Source organism: Rhodococcus sp. Leaf233 (genome assembly GCF_001426165.1).
Classification (GTDB): Bacteria; Actinomycetota; Actinomycetes; order Mycobacteriales; family Mycobacteriaceae; genus Rhodococcoides; species Rhodococcoides fascians.
Window position 1 is genome coordinate 191,976 of the sequence record NZ_LMRO01000009.1, and the last position, 17,592, is coordinate 209,567.

16 protein-coding genes are annotated in these 17,592 nt (G+C 64.7%); 9 read left to right on the top strand and 7 right to left on the bottom strand.

The window, feature by feature from the left end; all coding sequences use genetic code 11:
• Positions 1 to 163: 163 nt before the first annotated feature.
• Both ASH04_RS11650 and ASH04_RS11655 read left to right on the top strand, forming a co-directional pair.
• Positions 164 to 1,972 carry a dynamin family protein gene (locus ASH04_RS11650; RefSeq protein WP_027495650.1) on the top strand — a complete coding sequence of 603 codons (1,809 nt, stop codon included), beginning with the start codon at positions 164 to 166 and terminating at the stop codon, positions 1,970 to 1,972.
• Positions 1,969 to 3,429 carry a dynamin family protein gene (locus tag ASH04_RS11655; protein ID WP_027495651.1) on the top strand — a complete coding sequence of 487 codons (1,461 nt, stop codon included), beginning with the start codon at positions 1,969 to 1,971 and terminating at the stop codon, positions 3,427 to 3,429. The genes ASH04_RS11650 and ASH04_RS11655 overlap by 4 nt, the downstream gene beginning before the upstream one ends.
• On the opposite strand, the gene ASH04_RS11660 is transcribed toward ASH04_RS11655, so the two are convergent.
• Together ASH04_RS11660 and treS are read right to left on the bottom strand one after the other, a co-directional pair.
• Complete coding sequence (locus ASH04_RS11660) at positions 3,418 to 3,981, bottom strand: hypothetical protein (RefSeq protein WP_032375008.1); 564 nt, start codon at positions 3,979 to 3,981, stop codon at positions 3,418 to 3,420. The genes ASH04_RS11655 and ASH04_RS11660 overlap by 12 nt on opposite strands.
• A gap of 40 nt (positions 3,982 to 4,021) precedes the next feature.
• Complete coding sequence (gene treS / locus ASH04_RS11665; RefSeq protein WP_027495653.1) at positions 4,022 to 6,202, bottom strand: maltose alpha-D-glucosyltransferase; 2,181 nt, start codon at positions 6,200 to 6,202, stop codon at positions 4,022 to 4,024.
• 316 nt (positions 6,203 to 6,518) lie between these two features.
• On the opposite strand from treS, the gene ASH04_RS11670 reads away from it, so the two are divergent.
• The 6 genes from ASH04_RS11670 to ASH04_RS11695 all read left to right on the top strand — a co-directional run bounded on the left by ASH04_RS11670 (position 6,519) and on the right by ASH04_RS11695 (position 12,405).
• Positions 6,519 to 7,019, top strand: coding sequence for a hypothetical protein (locus ASH04_RS11670; RefSeq protein ID WP_032366878.1), 501 nt, complete (start codon positions 6,519 to 6,521; stop codon positions 7,017 to 7,019).
• Positions 7,020 to 7,344: 325 nt separating this feature from the next.
• Positions 7,345 to 9,189, top strand: a complete 1,845-nt coding sequence (gene dnaK / locus ASH04_RS11675; protein ID WP_027495655.1) for a molecular chaperone DnaK — start codon at positions 7,345 to 7,347, stop codon at positions 9,187 to 9,189.
• Complete coding sequence (gene grpE, locus ASH04_RS11680; RefSeq protein WP_032371877.1) at positions 9,186 to 9,845, top strand: nucleotide exchange factor GrpE; 660 nt, start codon at positions 9,186 to 9,188, stop codon at positions 9,843 to 9,845. Before dnaK ends, grpE begins: the two co-directional genes overlap by 4 nt.
• Before the next feature lie 31 nt (positions 9,846 to 9,876).
• A complete protein-coding gene (dnaJ, locus tag ASH04_RS11685; RefSeq protein ID WP_057473587.1) occupies positions 9,877 to 11,058 on the top strand; it encodes a molecular chaperone DnaJ in 1,182 nt (393 codons plus the stop codon).
• Positions 11,058 to 11,474: a heat shock protein transcriptional repressor HspR gene (locus ASH04_RS11690; RefSeq protein ID WP_045841157.1), complete on the top strand. Its 417-nt coding sequence runs from the start codon at positions 11,058 to 11,060 to the stop codon at positions 11,472 to 11,474. The genes dnaJ and ASH04_RS11690 overlap by 1 nt, the downstream gene beginning before the upstream one ends.
• Positions 11,475 to 11,658: 184 nt before the next feature.
• Positions 11,659 to 12,405 carry an FAD-binding oxidoreductase gene (locus tag ASH04_RS11695; RefSeq protein WP_057473588.1) on the top strand — a complete coding sequence of 249 codons (747 nt, stop codon included), beginning with the start codon at positions 11,659 to 11,661 and terminating at the stop codon, positions 12,403 to 12,405.
• 47 nt (positions 12,406 to 12,452) lie between these two features.
• On the opposite strand, the gene ASH04_RS11700 is transcribed toward ASH04_RS11695, so the two are convergent.
• Together ASH04_RS11700 and ASH04_RS11705 are read right to left on the bottom strand one after the other, a co-directional pair.
• Positions 12,453 to 12,854 carry a MarR family winged helix-turn-helix transcriptional regulator gene (locus ASH04_RS11700; RefSeq protein ID WP_057473589.1) on the bottom strand — a complete coding sequence of 134 codons (402 nt, stop codon included), beginning with the start codon at positions 12,852 to 12,854 and terminating at the stop codon, positions 12,453 to 12,455.
• A complete protein-coding gene (locus tag ASH04_RS11705; protein WP_057473925.1) occupies positions 12,851 to 14,266 on the bottom strand; it encodes an MFS transporter in 1,416 nt (471 codons plus the stop codon). The genes ASH04_RS11700 and ASH04_RS11705 overlap by 4 nt, the downstream gene beginning before the upstream one ends.
• Positions 14,267 to 14,424: 158 nt before the next feature.
• Between ASH04_RS11705 and ASH04_RS11710 the strand changes: the two genes are divergently transcribed.
• Positions 14,425 to 14,655: a hypothetical protein gene (locus tag ASH04_RS11710; RefSeq protein ID WP_027495662.1), complete on the top strand. Its 231-nt coding sequence runs from the start codon at positions 14,425 to 14,427 to the stop codon at positions 14,653 to 14,655.
• Between the two features lies 1 nt (position 14,656).
• Here the strand turns inward: ASH04_RS11710 and rsgA are convergent, their stop codons facing one another.
• The 3 genes from rsgA to ASH04_RS26920 form a co-directional block, all read right to left on the bottom strand.
• On the bottom strand, positions 14,657 to 15,706 hold the full coding sequence (gene rsgA, locus ASH04_RS11715; RefSeq protein ID WP_057473590.1) for a ribosome small subunit-dependent GTPase A: 1,050 nt from the start codon (positions 15,704 to 15,706) through the stop codon (positions 14,657 to 14,659).
• 141 nt (positions 15,707 to 15,847) lie between these two features.
• The gene (locus ASH04_RS11720; protein ID WP_027495664.1) at positions 15,848 to 17,296 is read right to left on the bottom strand and encodes an alpha,alpha-trehalose-phosphate synthase (UDP-forming); all 1,449 of its coding nucleotides are present in this window, start codon (positions 17,294 to 17,296) and stop codon (positions 15,848 to 15,850) included.
• 52 nt (positions 17,297 to 17,348) lie between these two features.
• The gene (locus ASH04_RS26920) at positions 17,349 to 17,522 is read right to left on the bottom strand and encodes a hypothetical protein (protein WP_008710019.1); all 174 of its coding nucleotides are present in this window, start codon (positions 17,520 to 17,522) and stop codon (positions 17,349 to 17,351) included.
• Between the last annotated feature and the right edge of the window lie 70 nt (positions 17,523 to 17,592).

Below are 17,592 nucleotides of genomic sequence, written 5' to 3' on the forward strand. Positions count from 1 at the left end.
TGACGAAGTGACGACTCGGCCCCGAGTGTTCAACGACACTCGGGGCCGAGTCGTCGCTAGAGTTGCTGGAGTGGAGCCTGCGGAATGACCATTCGTGCGGGTGCGGCCTGCGGGACGAGTTGGGTTCGCGGGAGTCGACGAGATGGGTTGTGGAGACACAGGTATGGACGGGCAATCTACGGAACTGGCCGAGCTGCTCGATCGCACCGCGGAGGTAGCGACATCGGCGGGACGATCCGATCTGGTCGATCGAGTCGAGGCAGCGAAGTCGCGTGTGCTCGACCCTCGCCGTCGCATCATCGTGGTCGGACCCCTCAAACAGGGCAAGAGCCAGTTCGTGAATTCGCTGCTGAATCTGACGGTGTGCTCGGTGGGCGACGACGAGACCACCGCGATTCCGACGGTGGTGTCCAACGCGGACAGCTTCTCTGCGCAGCTCGTGCTCGCGAATCCCGGTGACGAACCGATTCGGGTCGACGTACCGCTCGAAGAGATCACCACGGTGACTCCGGCGAGTCCCCGGGCTCAGGGCCGGGAGGTGCTGCGGCTGGACATCGCGGTACCGAGCCCACTGCTCGCCGACGGCCTGGTGCTGGTCGACACGCCGGGAGTCGGTGGCCACGGAAACCCCCATGCGGCAGGGACATTGGGTCTGATTCCGTCGGCCGATGCCGTGCTCGTCGTGTCCGATGCCTCTCGTGAATTCACCGAGCCGGAATTGGCGTTCCTGCGGCAGGTGCAGGGTCTGTGCCCGGCTGTGGCGGTGCTGATCACCAAGATCGATCTGTATCCCCACTGGCGACAGATCGTCGAGGCCAACCGTGGACATCTGGACCGTGCAGGCATCACCGTGCAGATGCTGCCGGTGTCGTCGTTGTTGCGTTCGCACGCAGTGCGTTTGAACGACGAGGAACTCAATGCCGAATCCGGCTTCCAGCAGCTGTACGCGTTTCTGCGCGACGACGTGGTGGCACGAGCCGACGTGCTGGCTCGCGCATCGGTATCCCTCGACGTCCGCTCGGTGACCGAGCACCTGACACTGTCGTTCGGCAGTGAGCTTGCGGCGCTGAAGGATCCGGAGCGCGCGGCCGCCGCGGTCGCCGGGCTCCAGCGTGCCAAGTCCGCCGCCGAGGAACTGCACAAGAGGTCCTCGCAGTGGCAACAGACGCTCGGTGACGGAATCGCAGATCTCGCGTCGGACATCGATCACGACCTGCGCGACCGACTGCGACGCGTCACCCGGGAGGCCGAGGAAACCGTCGACGAGGGGGATCCGGGGAAGGACTGGCCGCAACTGGGCGAATGGCTCGAAGAGCAGATCGCTGCGTCGGTGGGCGACAATTTCGTGTGGGCGCACGAGCGGGCTCTGTGGTTGTCGGAGTTGGTGGCCGAGCACTTCGCGTCGTCCGGCGCGGCGGCCCTGCCCGATCTCGATCTCGGCGATCTCGACAATGTGCTCGAGCCCGTGACGTCACTGGCCGATCTGGAGTCGGGTCGGGTGGGTATCACGCAGAAAGTGCTCGTCGGAATGCGTGGATCCTACGGCGGCGTACTGATGTTCGGTCTGATCACCACGTTCGTCGGGCTGAGTCTGCTCAATCCGATCTCGATCGGAGCAGGCGTACTGCTCGGCACCAAGGCGTACAAGGAAGACAAGGAGAATCGCGTCAAGGCGCGTCGTTCCGAGGCCAAGATGGCGATTCGCCGCTTCACCGACGACGTCAGCTTCCAGGTGGGCAAGGAGTCGAAGGATCGGCTGCGTCAGATTCAGCGGGTGCTGCGAGATCACTTCACCTCGATCGCCGAGCAGACATTGCGTTCGCTCAACGAGTCGTTGCGCTCGGCGCAAGAAGCCGCTGCCGCCGACAACACCGATCGCACCGCCCGGATCGCGAGGCTGGAGAACGACATGCGACTTGTCTCGGAATTGAATGCTCGCGCAACGCGTCTGGTGAAGGACGTCGCAGTATGAGCGTGACGGCACTGGCCCGAGCGCGCGATCTGATCTCGGCAGCGCGGTCGACGTACGCCGGCGACGCCGAGGCGTCCTGGATGCTCGACGAATGTCTCTACCGTTTGGACGAGCCGCTCCGGGTCGCGCTCGCGGGATCGCTCAAGGCAGGCAAGTCCACTCTGCTCAATTCGCTTGTCGGGCAGGATATTGCGCCGACCGACGCCACCGAATGCACCAAGGTCGTCACGTGGTATCGCAACGGCGTCTCACCCAGTGTGACGGCCTGGTACGACGGCGATCGGGCGGCGAACGTTCCGGTGCAACGACGCGACGGGCGGCTGACGTTCGATCTCGGTGCGTTGACGGCGGCGCAGGTCGATCGCCTCGACGTCGAATGGCCGGCAAGTACTTTGGCGCAGACGACGATCATCGACACACCCGGCACCTCGTCGCTCTCTCGCGATGTCTCGGCGCGCACGTTGGCGATGCTGACCCCCGAGAATTCGTCGTCGGGGGCCGACGCGGTGGTCTACCTGCTGCGCACCCTCAATGCCACGGACGTCTCGTTTCTTGGGCAGATCGGGGCACACGTCGGAGGTGATTCCGGGCCACTGGGGGTAATCGGGGTGGTCTCCCGGGCGGACGAGGTCGGCTCGGGCCGCATGGACGCGATGATGTCGGCCAAGGAGGTCGCGGCCCGGTTCGCGTCCGAGCTCGAAGCCACCGGACTGTGCCAGGCCGTCGTCCCGGTGGCAGGGCTGTTGGCGTTGGGAGCAGAGACGTTGCGGCAGAGCGAGTTCGCCGCATTCCAGATGCTCGCGACGGTACCGACCGAGGATCTGCAGCTGGCGATGCTTTCGGCCGATCGGTTCGTGCGGGCGGAGAGCACTCTGCCCGTCGATGCCGCCCTGCGCGCCAGCATTGTCGACCGCTTCGGCTTGTTCGGGATTCGGATGGCCGTGACGCTGATTCGGCTCGGTGTGCGTGATTCGCCGACACTGGCGGCCGACCTGGTCGAGCGCAGTGGACTGTCCGAACTTCGCTCGGTCATCGACGTGCAATTCGGCCAGCGTGCGGATCAGCTGAAGCTGCACTCGGCTCTGGTTGCGCTACAACGAATTCTGGAGTTCCGGCCGGAGTCGCATGCGCTGCGTACCGAAGCCGGCAGGATGCTCGCCGACGTGCACGGGTTTGCCGAACTACGGTTGCTCGGCCGATTGCGTTCGGTCACACCGACATTGCCCGACGGAGGACTGCTCGATCTGCAGCGCATCATCGGCGGCTTCGGTATCGCCGCCACCGAGCGTCTCGATCTGCCGCCCGATGCGGGGCACACTCAGCAGCGCGACACGGCACTGGCTGCGGTGCGTAAGTGGCGATCCCTCTCGGAGCATCCGCTTCTGGACCGGTTCACGTCGAATTCGTGTGCCCTCGCCGCGCGCAGTGCCGAAGGGATTCTCGCCTCACTGACGTGAGGGGCGTCGAGGTAGCAGCGCGACGACCGTGGCGGCTGCGGCAGCGCCTGCCACGACGAACGGACCCCATTGCAGCACGCCGCCGAGCAGGGCCGAGGCGTCGGAGACGAAGGTCGAGAACGTGACGGCCGCCCCGATGGTCAGAATTCCTACCGCGCCCATCAATATTTTGGACGACGTGGCTGCGCCGCGGAGCAGGTTCAACGAGACGAACCCGAGTAGTACCAGCACGGCGGCGGCAGCACCGCTCGAGATGAGGGTGGCCGACGCCGTGTTCCGGACGTCTGCGGCGCTTGCCGTCGAATCCTGCTGAGCCACGGCGGTTTCGACGCCCGACAGAACGACGTTCCAGTTCAGCGCGATGACGGCGGCCAGCGCCAGGATCAGTGCAGCGGTCGCCGCCCACAGCCCGGTCGCGATCTTCGGCAGACGGGAGTCTGCGGTGGATTCCTGTCGTGGCCGAAGAGGTTCGACGGACAGCTCCGGCCGCGGTGGTTGCGGTCGGGCAGGCCGAGGCCTGTGCGCTGTCGGATCGTTCGGTTCTTCGGCCACGGTGCAGAAGTCTATCCGTCAGCGGTGCTGCGACGCCGTCTCACCGCAGCACCACCGCGACGCCCTCGTACGGGCCGAGGTTCATCGGGAAGCTGTGCAGTTCGTCGACCGTCGCGATTTCGTTGTCGTCGAACACATCGATGGCGCAGGTGCCGGGCACCAGGTGCTTGGACTGAATGGTTGCGCTGATCTCGTCGGACGAGAAGTTCAGCACCGTGGCCTGGATGGTGCCCTGGCCGAGCTCGTGCACCATCACCAACAGGCTCTTGTGCGAGACCGTCGGAATATCGATCTGCTGCGCCGTGGCAATTCCGTACTTGTTGCGCAGCTCGATGATTCGAGCCAGCTGCCGAGCGAACGACTGCGGGTCGGCCAACTGCTCCGGTAGCGACCCGTACAGGCTGCGTCCACGGGGAATGCCCGACTCCGAGCGCACGGCGTCGGGGAAATACCCCATCAGGTCGTGTGCGCCGCGGTTGAGCCAGCGAGTGTCGCCCTCCTTGATGAGATCCTCGACCTCGTCGGCGGCGATCGGAAGAATGCCCAGCAAGTCCCAGCCGGACAGCGCGAACACGCCGGGCTGCAGTGCGTTGTACATGGCGAGCAGCAGGTGCGCCCGCTTCACGGTCTCGATGTCCTGCTCGTCCATCCGGTCGAGATCGCGGATGCCGAGCGACGCGGTGATGACACTGGCTGTGGTGCAGGCGATTCCGTTGGTGGTGAACGTTCGGTTGTACGGTGCCCAGCGGCCGGTGAGGCGATCGGTGAGTTCACCGCGAATGCGATCGCCCAGATCGCAGCCCTTGACCGACTCGCCGCCGTAGGCGAACTCGTCTTCTGCGTGCAGTGTCGCGAAGTGGATGAGCTCGAACGTCATCTCGTCGTGGTTCTGCAGCGCGTGCACCAACGATGCCGTGTCGACGCCATGATCACGCGCCAAAGTCATGGTGAGTCTGAGGAATTCGGTGTTCCCCATGACGAGCGCGTGCTGGTAGGCCGGACGGTTGATGAAGTCGTACGACAGGTCGGCACCGTTGGTGCCCATGGCCTTGATGTCGTCGATCGTCAGGTTCAACTCCTGGAAGGTGAACCCGCCCATCTTGCGCACCACACTGGCGATCAGGTGATTCGCGGCTTCCGAGAGTGGGTGTCCCTCGGACCAACCCGGACCCTCTGCACGACGTTCGACGCCGAGGAAACCGTTGGCGTCCAAGCGCAACGCGCCGGCACCGAGATCGGCGATGGAATGGCAGGCGTCGCCGATGACGAGGCGCATGCCCGCGAACGATGGGTCGAGCCAGTTGATGGACGGCTGACCGGCCTTGAAGTAGTGCAGGTACACCCAACGCCGCTCGACGCCGTCGATGCCGACGACGGGAGGTGTTGCGCTCCAGTTGGTTTCCTTGACGCCGAGCTCGTAGAAGATCACTCGCTGCAGCTGGCCGATGATGTAGCCGGCGCGAGCGAGATTGGCCTCGGCCTCGGCGTCGATGTTTTGCGAGTCCGCACCGGCGCGCACGCGGGGGAGCAGGTGCCAGTCCTGCGGCTCGATCTCGACCATGTGGTAAATGCCGGGGTAATCGGCGACGGCCATCTCGGCCAGCCGGAAGTCCGCACCCTTACCGGTGTGGCCGGGAACGATGTCGTCGATGACGATGCCGTCGTACGCGGAGGCCACGACGCACAGGCGTCGGAACTCTTCTTCCGATCCGAAGGCGGGGTCGATCTGCATACCGATGCGGTCGAAGTGGCCGTCGACGGACGGGGTGGGACGCCACCCGTGGATGCCGCCCGCCACTTTCACCGGTCCGGTGTGCACGGCGGTGACGCCGATCTCGGAGAACGCCTGCCACAACTTCTCGTCACCGAGGGTGCTCAGGAAGCTAGTCTGCGGAGCGTTGATCACCGAGATGGGGTAGGCGGTGAACCAGACGGGTGCTCGCTCGACGGCAGCACGCGGGTCGGGATCGGCATACGGGTTCTGCCACATGCTGCCCTTGCCCGACAGCTGTTCGGCAATGAGCTTGGCATCTCGCAGCATCGACTGTTCGGTGAGCCAGTCCACGTACTCGGGATTGGACGCGACCGGCTCGCTGTCCGGAGTGGGACCACTACTTCGGTTCGCACGACGCACGGACGGACGAAGCGGTTTCGGCCGAGCCGGGTAGAACTTTTCGTCGTAGGTGATCTCGCTCGGTTCGTGCTGCACTTCGGGATCCATGTGCCTCCGTAGCCTCGCTTTTCCTCAACCCTACGTAGGGCGCGGCCGATCCGCAGGGTTGTGGTTCCCCTCTTCTTCGACCAGCGAAACCTAGCGTGTGGGCGCGCCGGGCCCGGCCCGTCGATCGGTGAGCGTCGGCCAAATCACACCAATGTCATTCCGCGCGACCGGTTTTGTTCGATATGCGAACGTCATCGAATCGAGACCGCCTGGTGTGGAATGTCTGAATCGGATAGGCCATAGTGAGGAAGTACCAACTGTCCCTTCAGTCACATCAGACTCACGGGTCACATCCCCTCAGCCACAGGAGTTGTCCATGCGACGTCTTGCCCGCACATCGATCCTGGCCTCGACGGCCGCCCTGGCCGCCGGCATCGGTGCGGTCGTCCTCGTACCCATGGCCTCGGCCGAGCCCGAGACCGAGCCTGCGATGCCCCTCGGCTCCGCAGTTCTCGAAAGCCCCGACCTGGTGGTCTCGATGGCCACTGTCTGCGACACCGCAGTCGAGAAGGCCCCCGAGGGCGGCGTCGTCGCACTGCAGGTCAAGGTCGAGAACAAGGGTGCCGACGACGCGTCGAACGTCAACGTCAACTACGGCGCACTGCCGGGTCTGCAGGGTCAGAACACCGAGAAGACCATCAAGGCAGGCGAGGCAATGACGTACACCGTGCCGTCTGCCGATCGCGAATGGGTCGCTCGCCCCGCCGGCGCAGCAGCCTTCGCCAGCGCACTCGATGCCGACTTCATGAACAACATCACCGGCGGACTGCTCAGCTACAGCTGCATCCCCGCACCCGCCACCGAGCCTGCCGAGTAATTTTCGTTCTGTACTTTCTCTCCCGCTGCGCCGCGACGATCCCCGCTGATCGTCGCGGCGTACTGCTGTCCCCATGTGCATGGAACTTCGTAGCAGGGACCGAGTTTTCACTCACCTGGGTCGTTCCGCAGGCTCCACTCCTACTCACATGCGGCGCAGCCGCTCCCTAGGGAACAAATTCGCCACACCCTCCGTTGTGCAGGTCAGCAGCCTTGAGTGGATGAGGCTCAAGTTGGAAGTTGACGCGATAGATCGCGTTGTGCAAACTTGAGCGGAGTTCGCTCACCCAGGGACTGGAACCCACGCAACAACAGGAGGAAACATTATGGCTCGTGCGGTCGGTATCGACCTCGGGACCACCAACTCGGTCGTGTCCGTCCTCGAGGGCGGCGAACCGGTTGTCGTCGCCAACTCCGAGGGATCACGCACCACCCCGTCGATCGTCGCTTTCGCCAAGAACGGTGAAGTGCTGGTCGGCCAGCCCGCGAAGAACCAGGCGGTCACCAACGTCGACCGCACGATTCGTTCCGTGAAGCGCCACGTCGGCACGGACTGGACCGTGGAGATCGACGGTAAGAAATACACCCCTCAGGAAATCTCCGCGCGCACGCTGCAGAAGCTCAAGCGCGACGCCGAGGCCTACCTGGGTGAGGAAATCACCGACGCGGTCATCACCGTTCCCGCGTACTTCGAGGACGCACAGCGTCAGGCCACGAAGGAAGCCGGCCAGATCGCCGGCCTCAACGTCCTGCGCATCGTCAACGAGCCCACCGCGGCAGCTCTCGCATACGGCCTGGACAAGGGCGACAGCGAGCAGACCATTCTCGTGTTCGACCTCGGTGGCGGCACGTTCGACGTCTCGCTGCTCGAAATCGGCGACGGCGTCGTCGAGGTCCGCGCGACGTCCGGCGACAACCACCTCGGTGGCGACGACTGGGACGAGCGCATCGTGACCTGGCTCGTCGACAAGTTCAAGGCTCAGAACGGCATCGATCTGACCAAGGACAAGATGGCCCTGCAGCGTCTGCGTGAGGCTGCCGAGAAGGCGAAGATCGAACTGTCCTCCGGGCAGAGCACCTCGATCAACCTTCCGTACATCACGGTCGACGCGGACAAGAACCCGCTCTTCCTCGACGAGCAGCTCAGCCGCTCGGAGTTCCAGAAGATCACCTCCGACCTGCTCGACCGCACCCGTGCGCCGTTCCAGGCAGTGGTCAAGGACTCCGGCATCGCCGTCAAGGACATCGACCACGTCGTGCTCGTCGGTGGTTCGACGCGTATGCCCGCGGTCTCCGAGCTGGTCAAGGAACTCTCCGGTGGACGCGAGCCCAACAAGGGCGTCAACCCGGACGAGGTCGTGGCCGTCGGTGCTGCACTGCAGGCCGGTGTGCTCAAGGGTGAGGTCAAGGACGTTCTGCTCCTCGACGTCACGCCGCTGTCCCTCGGTATCGAAACCAAGGGTGGTGTCATGACCAAGCTCATCGAGCGCAACACCACCATCCCGACGAAGCGATCCGAGACCTTCACCACCGCTGACGACAATCAGCCCTCGGTGCAGATCCAGGTCTTCCAGGGTGAGCGCGAGATCGCCTCGCACAACAAGCTCCTCGGCTCGTTCGAGTTGACGGATCTGCCCCCGGCTCCGCGCGGCGTCCCCCAGATCGAGGTCACCTTCGACATCGACGCCAACGGCATCGTGCACGTCACGGCCAAGGACAAGGGCACCGGCAAGGAGAACACGATCAAGATCCAGGACGGCTCCGGTCTGTCCAAGGAAGAGATCGACCGCATGGTCGCCGACGCCGAAGCTCACGCAGACGAGGACAAGGCTCGTCGCGAAGAGGCCGAGGTCCGCAACCAGGCCGAGTCCCTCGTCCACCAGACGGAGAAGTTCGTCAAGGACAACGAGGACAAGGTCGACGCCGAGCTCAAGGGCCGCGTCGAAACCGCCATCGCCGACGCCAAGACGGCACTCGCGGGCAGCGACATCTCGGCAGTGAAGACCGCCGTGGAGAAGCTGTCGAGCGAGTCGCAGGCTCTCGGCACCGCCATCTACGAGGCTCAGGCCAAGGAGCAGGGCGGCGCAGAGGGTGGCGCGCAGGCCGCTGACGACGGTGTAGTCGACGCAGAGGTTGTCGACGAGCCCGCCGACGACACGGACAAGAAGTGACGTCGGGTAACTCCGAGCAAGAACCGGTCACTTTCGTGGACAAGCGGAAGATCGATCCCGAGACCGGTGAAGTACGGGAAGGTGACGCAGTTCCGGAGCCCCTCGCGGGCACCGGTACTGCGCCCCAGCCCGGCTCGGTGGACGAAGGGACAGGCGAGATCGTGGTCGAGGCGGAGGACACAGAAGATCCGCGCGACACTCAGGTCGCCGAACTCACTGCCGATTTGCAGCGCGTGTCGGCCGAGTACGCCAACTACCGTCGCCGCACGGATCGGGAGAAGCAGACGGGAGCGGAGAACGCGAAAGCGTCCGTCGTGTCCCAGCTGCTCCCCGTCCTCGACGATCTGGAGCGAGCTCGCCAGCACGGCGATCTCGAAACCGGACCGCTCAAGGCCGTGGCGGACAAGTTGGCGGGGGTGTTCTCGAACATCGGCCTGAGCACCTTCGGGGCCGAGGGCGACGCCTTCGACCCGGCCATCCACGAGGCCGTCTCCCATGAGGGCGACGGCAGCAATCCGGTCGTCGGCACGCTGATGCGTCCGGGCTACAAGCTCGGCGAGCGCGTGCTGCGTACCGCGATGGTCGGCGTGGTCGACAGTGCTTCCGAGGGCACGGCAGCAGAAGAATCGGACGCACCCGCGTCCGACGAGCAGTAAAAAGAAATAGCGCGAGAGGAGGAAACGCCCGGTGAGCCAGCGGGAGTGGATCGAGAAGGACTTCTACAAGGAGCTGGGCGTTTCCTCCAGCGCTACTGCAGAAGAGATCAAGAAGGCGTACCGAAAGTTGGCGCGGGACAACCATCCCGACGCCAATCCCGGCAACGCCGCGGCCGAGAACAAGTTCAAGGCGGTCAGCGAGGCGCATGCCGTTCTCGCCGACCCGGCCAAACGCAAGGAATACGACGAGGCCAGGCGGCTGTTCGCGTCCGGTGGCTTCGGTAGTCGCGGCGGAGGCGGATTCTCGCCCGGCGCAGGCGGATTCGGCGGCGGCGGCGGCGGCCAGACCTTCGACGTGGGCGACATCTTCGGTCAAGGCGGTGGCGGCGACGGCGGCATCGGCGATCTGTTCGGAGGTCTGTTCAATCGCGGCGCAGCCCAGCGCCCGCAGAGCAACCGTCCCCGACGCGGCAGCGATGTGGAAACCGAGACGTCGCTGCAATTCCGTGAAGCAGCGCAGGGTGTGACGGTCCCGTTGCGGTTGACCAGTCCGTCCTCGTGCACCACGTGTCACGGCAGCGGTGCGAAGCCCGGAACGAGCCCGCGGGTCTGCCCCAAGTGCAACGGCCAAGGTGTCGTCAACCGAAACCAAGGCGCGTTCGGGTTCAGTGAGCCCTGTGACGACTGCCGCGGCACCGGATCCATCATCGACGACCCGTGTGTCGACTGCCGCGGCACCGGTGTGCAGAACCGCACCCGCACCATCACCGTGCGAGTACCCGCAGGCATCAGCGACGGCCAGAAAGTACGACTCGCAGGCCAAGGCGAGGCCGGGCTTCGCGGAGCACCGTCCGGCGACCTGTTCGTCACCGTTCGAGTCAAGCCCGACAAGGTCTTCGGCCGCATCGGCGACGACCTCACGGTGACCGTGCCGGTCAGCTACGGCGAACTGGTCCTCGGCACCACGCTGTCGGTGCCCACCCTCGAAGGACGTGTCGGCGTCAAGGTGCCACCGGGCACCGTCGACGGCCGAGTGCTACGGGTGCGTGGACGCGGCATCCCGAAGAAGTCCGGCGCAGGCGACCTGATGGTGACCGTCAAAGTTGCCGTCCCGCAGAAACTCGACGATGCTGCTACCGACGCTCTGAAGACCTATCTGGAAGCCGAAAAGGCCAGCGGATTCGACCCGCGGGCCGGGTGGGCAGGTGTGTGATGTCGGTCCCTCCCGAGGGTGGTTCCGCGAAAGCCGGTGGGGCACAAGGTGATCCGGACGCGCAGATCTTCGTGATCTCCGTCGCGGCTCAGCTGGCCGGCATGCATGCGCAGACGCTGCGCACCTACGACCGACTGGGCCTGGTCATCCCCCACCGCACCACCGGCGGAGGTCGACGCTACACACCGCGGGACGTCGCCCTGCTCCGTGAGGTGCAGCGACTCTCGCAGGACGAGGGCGTCAACCTCGCCGGCATCAAGCGCATCATCGAGCTCACCAACCAGGTCGAGGCCCTGCAGGCCCGGGTCTCGGAACTGGCGCAGGAGGTAGCGAACGTGCACGCGAGCTATCGCCGCGACCTGGTGCCGATCCAACGCAACGCCCTGGTGGTCTGGAAGCCGAAGCACCAGCGCTGAGTTCGTCGCCTTCCCCGCAAACGCGCGCGCATTTGTCAGGTGCGCGCAGATTCGCCAGTGATTCGGTCACTATTCCGCGCGCGGTCAGCAAACGCGCGCGCGTTTGCGCTGGCGAGCCGGGCGGCAGTGGCGAACCCCGCGCGCGTTTGCGAGACACCCGGCATCGACCCCTATCCTGGTCCGCATGCAGGCGTGGAATTCGACAGTCGTTCAGTACCATCGCCTTCGGAACGACCTCGCGGTGATCAGGCTCCAGGGCGACGCGATCCCGTTCAGGGCCGGGCAGTCGGTGTCCGTGACAGTGCCTCAGAACACTGCTCTGACGCGGCGATATTCGCCCGCCCTGCCGCCGTCGCTGGACGGCAAGCTCGAATTCCATGTGCGCGCGGTACCCGCGGGGTGGGTGAGCGGGTCGATCGTCAACGAGACGCGGCCCGGTCATGTCTGGCAGATCAGTGATCCGCAGGGCGGTTTGCACGTCGACGATTCGGGCCGCGACGTCGTCATGATCGCGGGCGGTACCGGCCTCGCTCCGTTGCGCGCGATTCTGCTCGATCTCACCCGCTGGGAGCGGCCGCCGAATGTGACGCTGTTCTTCGGCGGCAAGTCGCCGCGCGATCTCTATGCAAGCGACATGCTGTGGTTGATGGCGGCCGAGTTGCCGTGGCTGACCGTCGTTCCCGTCGTAGACCAGCTGCACGAGCCGTGGGCCTCGGACCGCTGGAACGATCGTATTCACGAGGAAATTGGTTCCAGCACATCATTTTTCGAGCCGGAGCACTGTTGGGAGGGTGCTATCGCCGACGTCGTCGCGGTGCAGGGGCCGTTCCCCGACAGTCAGATCCTGGTGTGTGGTTCACCCGGCATGGAGGCCGCGACCGTGCGCGCCCTCGTCGAGATCGGAACTCCGCTCGCAGACATTCGCCGCTGAAACCGAAGCCGAAGCTGAAGTCGAAGCAGAAGCACCGTCCCACCACATCAGGGCAGTCGCAGTATTCGACGCAGATGCGCCAGGTCCTCCGGCGGTAGTGCCGTGAATTCCGGCGGCGGGGCGTCGGCGATCGCGCGGGCTTTCGCGGCGAGGCGGCGTCCGGTGTCGGTGAGTCCGATGATTCGTCGTCGACGATCGTGGGGGTCCTCGGTGCGCACCACTAGGTCTCGCTGTTCGAGTTCGCGCACGTTCAGAGATACGTAGGGCACGTCGGAGGCGAGCAGATCGGCGAGTTCGGTAACCGACCGATCGCCGTCCAACAGCTTGATCAGCAGTTTCGCCCGCAGGAAGCTCATTCCAGTGGCCTCGGCGACGGCCCGTCGAGTGTCGTGTACCTCGAGCATCAGCGCTCGCATCTCGCGCCAGATCTGCGCTGCTTCGCTCGTCATACGAGCACCGGTTGGTCGATACGTTCGGCGGTCGATCGTGCCCACCGGCCGGTGGTGACCAGCGCGAGCACGGTCACGACCACGCCGGCACCGGCGATGACGAACCAGGCGGGCACGGCGGCTGCGGTGAATCCGTCGGAGACCTCACCGACGATGCTCGCGGTGACGATCGATCCCATGACGGCCACGCCGAGCGACTGACCCACCTGCCTGCTGGTCGACGCGATGGCCGAGGCCACGCCGGCTTGGCTCCGTGGCATCCCGGACACTGCGGTGTTGGTGATCGGGGCGTTGACCATGCCGAAGGAGATTCCGAAGATCACGTATGCCGTCGCCAACCAGGTGAAGGATGTCGTCGGCGTCGTTCTGGTGAGCATCAGCGCCGAGACCACGAAGCCGAGGCCGGCCACGAGCAGGGGGATGCGAGCCCCGAGGCTGCCGACGATGCGTCCCGATATCGGCGCGAAAATCAGCGTCATCAGTGCCATCGGCAGAGTGTAGAGACCAGCGTGCAGTGGTGAGTAGCCGCGAACGTCCTGCAGGTACAGCGTGTTGAGGAACAGGAACCCGCCGAGGGACGCGAACGCGCACACGGCGATCACCGTAGCGCCACTGAACGGTGCACTGCGGAAGAACTTCAGCTGGATCAGCGGTTCCTCGATTCGCGATTCGACCACCAGCAGCCCGACGAGAGAGCCGATCGCGACGGCACCCGTGAACACGATCAGCGGTGATCCCCAACCCTTCGCGGGACCTTCGATGATGGTGAAGACCAGGGACGCGAGGAACGCGAAGATGAGGAACTGACCTAGCGGATCGAACTTCCTCGCGTGCTCGGCCTTGGATTCCGGGACGAACTTCAGTGTCATCGCCAAAGCGAAGATCCCGACGGGGACGTTGATCCAGAAGATGGACTGCCAGCCGGCGCTGGTGACGAGCACGCCGCCGAGTGCCGGTCCCGCGGACATCGAGATTCCGACGACGGCACCCCACATGCCGATCGCGCCGGCGCGCTCTTTGGGGTCGGTGAAGGCGTTGGTGATGATCGACATCGCGACGGGATTCATCATCGAGCCGCCGATGGCCTGCAGCATCCGGAAGGCGATGAGCCAGCCGAGCGACGGTGCGACGCTGCACAGCAGCGAGCCGAGGACGAACGTTCCGGTGCCGATCAGGAAGAAGCGTTTGCGGCCGTACTTGTCGGCCATCGAGCCACCGAGCATCAGCAGAGATGCCACGACCAGCGTGTATGCATCGATGATCCATTGCAGACCCGATACCGATGCATTCAGATCTGCGCGCATCGACGGCAGCGCGACGTTGACGATCGTGTTGTCGGTGCTGACGAGAAACAGGCTGAGGCAGCAGATCCCGAGCACGAGATATCGGTGTCGTCGAGTCAGCTCGGCCACGTGCACCTCCACATATTTGCTTGTACATCTACAACTATTACATGAGTACTCCTAACTTGTTCGACGAGCAAGTGGCGTCGGGCTGGTCGGCGCCCGATAGGGTGTGTGTCACAGACTTGCTCGACCCCCGATACCTGCTCGGTGAATGGAGAACAACAGTGGCTTCCGAGATCGCACCAGGCGACCTGGTTCAGGCGTCCGGGCATGCAGGCCCGTGGAAGGTGCTCGAGATTCGTCAAGGGTTGGCGTTGCTCGAGCATCACGACGGGCATCGGCTGTCGGTCCGTACGACGACGGTCGAGGTGGTGCGCAAGGCGTCGCCGCGCGAGGGCTCGGCTCCGCTGGAAGAGGCCGAGTCCGAGAGCCCCTCGCTGTTCGACGAGAGCTGACCTAGCGCCGCCCACCGTCGGCTGCGTACTTCTGGCGTAGCGACTTGGTCATCTGCTTGTATTCCCTCAACTTCTCGCTGCGCGCCCGCGCGTCGTGGCGTGACGTTGTCCATGCGTTCTCCCGCAACAGCTTTCGGTAGTTACCCAGCCGGCGTTCGGAGAGTTCGCCTGTCTCGACGGCGGCAAGAACGGCGCAACCGGGCTCGTGTGCGTGCGCGCAGTCGCCGAAACGGCACAGTGCGGCCAGCTCGTCGATATCCGAAAAGGCGCTCGCCACTGCGTCTTCCGATCCTTGTACTCCCACCGATCTCAATCCGGGAGTATCGAGCAGGGTCAGTCCCAGTCGTGGTACCGGAATCAATTCCCGACGCACCGTCGTGTGTCTGCCCTTGGCGTCCGCCTCGCGAGTGGTGCCGGTGGCGAACGCGGTGCTCCCGATCAGAGCGTTGCCGAGAGTCGATTTACCCGATCCCGACGGCCCGATGAGCGCGACCGTGCCGTGCAGATGCGCTGTCAGCGAGTCGATTCCATCGGCCGACACCGCGCTGGTGCTGCAGACGGTGACACCCGGCGCGGCGGCCAGTACCGACTCTTCGGTGACGCCTCCGCTGTCGGTCTTGGTGATCGCGACGACTGGTACGCCGCCGCTGCCCCACGCCAGCGTGAGGTAGCGCTCGACGCGGCCGAGGTCGAGGGCCGTGTCCGACGCGACAGTGACCACGACGGTATCGACGTTGGCACCGAGAACCTGTGCGGCCGAGGTCGATCCGGCACTGGCGCGAACTATGGCCGTCCGGCGGGGCAGGATGTCGATCAGCCGGAACGATTCCGCGTCCAGTGCCACCCAGTCCCCGGTGCAGAGGCCGCCAGGAGTGGAGCCTGCGGAACGACCGCTGACACCGCCGGTGCCGCGCGCGATTCCGTGCTCGGTGATGGCGTCGAATTCACCGCGGTCGACGCGAACCACGCGGGCGAGAACTGCGCTGTGAGAATGCTGTTCGAACTCGTCACGCCAGTGCTGGTCGAGTCCGTATTCGAGTAGAGAAGACATGCGAGAAGTCCTTCGTGGAGGAGGTGTGAGGGCTCGGGTGTGTTCTCGTCCAGGTGGCCACGATGCCCACCTCCTCACTTCTCGCATGCACAAAACCGTCGACGGCAAACTAACAGCCGTCGACGGTGGGGGTAAAGCGATTTATCTGACGAGGTTGGTGCCCTCGGCCGGTTGCGCCAGTGCGGACAGGAACGAGCGGGCCCAGCGGTCGACGTCATGGGCGAGAACCTGCCGGCGCATGGCTCGCATGTGACGCTTGCCTGCCTCGGGTTCCTGTTCGAGCGCTCCGGTGATGGCGTCCTTCACACTGTCCAGATCATGGGGGTTGCACAGGTACGCCTGGCGCAATTCTGCAGCAGCACCGGTGAATTCGCTGAGAACCAGCGCGCCACCGAGGTCGCTGCGGCAGGCCACGTACTCCTTGGCGACGAGGTTCATGCCGTCGCGTAGGGGAGTGACCAGCATGACGTCGGCAGCGACGAAGTAGGCGAGCAGGTCCTCGCGGGGAATGGGACGGTGCAGGTAGTGGACCACCGGGTGGCCCACCTGGCCGTACTCGCCGTTGATGCGTCCCACCTGCTGTTCGATCTCGCCGCGCATGGCGACATAGCTCTCGACGCGTTCACGACTGGGCGTCGCCAATTGCACGATGACGTTCTCGGCCGGATCTACTCGGCCTTCTTCGAGCAACTCTCGAAATGCGTTGAGCCGAACGTCGATTCCCTTGGTGTAATCCAGTCGGTCGACGCCGAGCATGATCCGTTTCGGATTGCCGAGGTCTTTGCGCAACTGCTTGGCGCGGTCTCGGACGGCTTTCGTGCGCGACTTGGTGTCGAGGTCACCGGAGTCGATGGAGATCGGGAACGCTCCGACGCGTACGGTCCGGAACCCCACCTGGACGACGCCGAGCTTGGACCGCACACCGACGGTTCCGCGTGAGGTGGTTCCCCCGGCGAGGCGTCGGGCAAGGTAGAGGAAGTTCTGCGCGCCGCCGGACAGATGGAAACCGATCAGGTCGGCTCCGAGCAGTCCTTCGACGATCTCGGTGCGCCACGGCATCTGCATGAACAGCTCGATCGGCGGGAACGGGATGTGGAGAAAGAAGCCGATGGTGAGATCGGGCCGCAGCATCCGCAGCATCTTGGGCACCAGCTGGAGCTGATAGTCCTGAATCCACACCGTCGCGCCCTGCGCGGCTGCCTCGGACGTCTTCTCCGCGAAGCGGCGGTTGACTTCGACGTAGGCGTTCCACCAGTCGCGGTCGTACTCGGGCTTGACGATGACGTCGTGGTACAGCGGCCACAGCGTGGCGTTGGAGAAGCCCTCGTAGTACTGGGTGTATTCCTTCTCGCTGATCGGCACCGGACGCAGGTGCAGGTCGTCCTCGACGAACGGCTCCACGTCGACGTCGGATACGCCAACCCATCCCACCCAGGCACCCTTGTTGGCGCGCAGGATGGGCTCGAGCGCGGTGACCAGCCCGCCGGGGCTGCGCTTCCATCGCGTGCTTCCGTCGGGAAGTGTCTCCAGATCGACCGGCAACCTGTTGGCTACGACGACGAAATCCGAACCCTGCGAGGCGTCAGCCACAACTGTCCAATCCGCTTGTTGATCCCTGGGTAATCAGCCCTGCGAAAACCTGTCAGTCGGTCTTCGCTACGGGGTCTATACCCAGCATCGACAACAACATGCGGCACTCGTCTGCATCGGTCGCATAGGCGGCGACGACGCGCTGGGCCTGACTGGCGGTCTCGTACTCGAGTGGGACGATGTCTTCGTCGGCGATGTCGTTGTCGGTCGATGTCTTGGCAGGCATGGTGATCTCCGTACTCTCTGCTGGACTTACTCGGTGTTCGCTGGTGCCAACTCTATGTAAATGTGACACC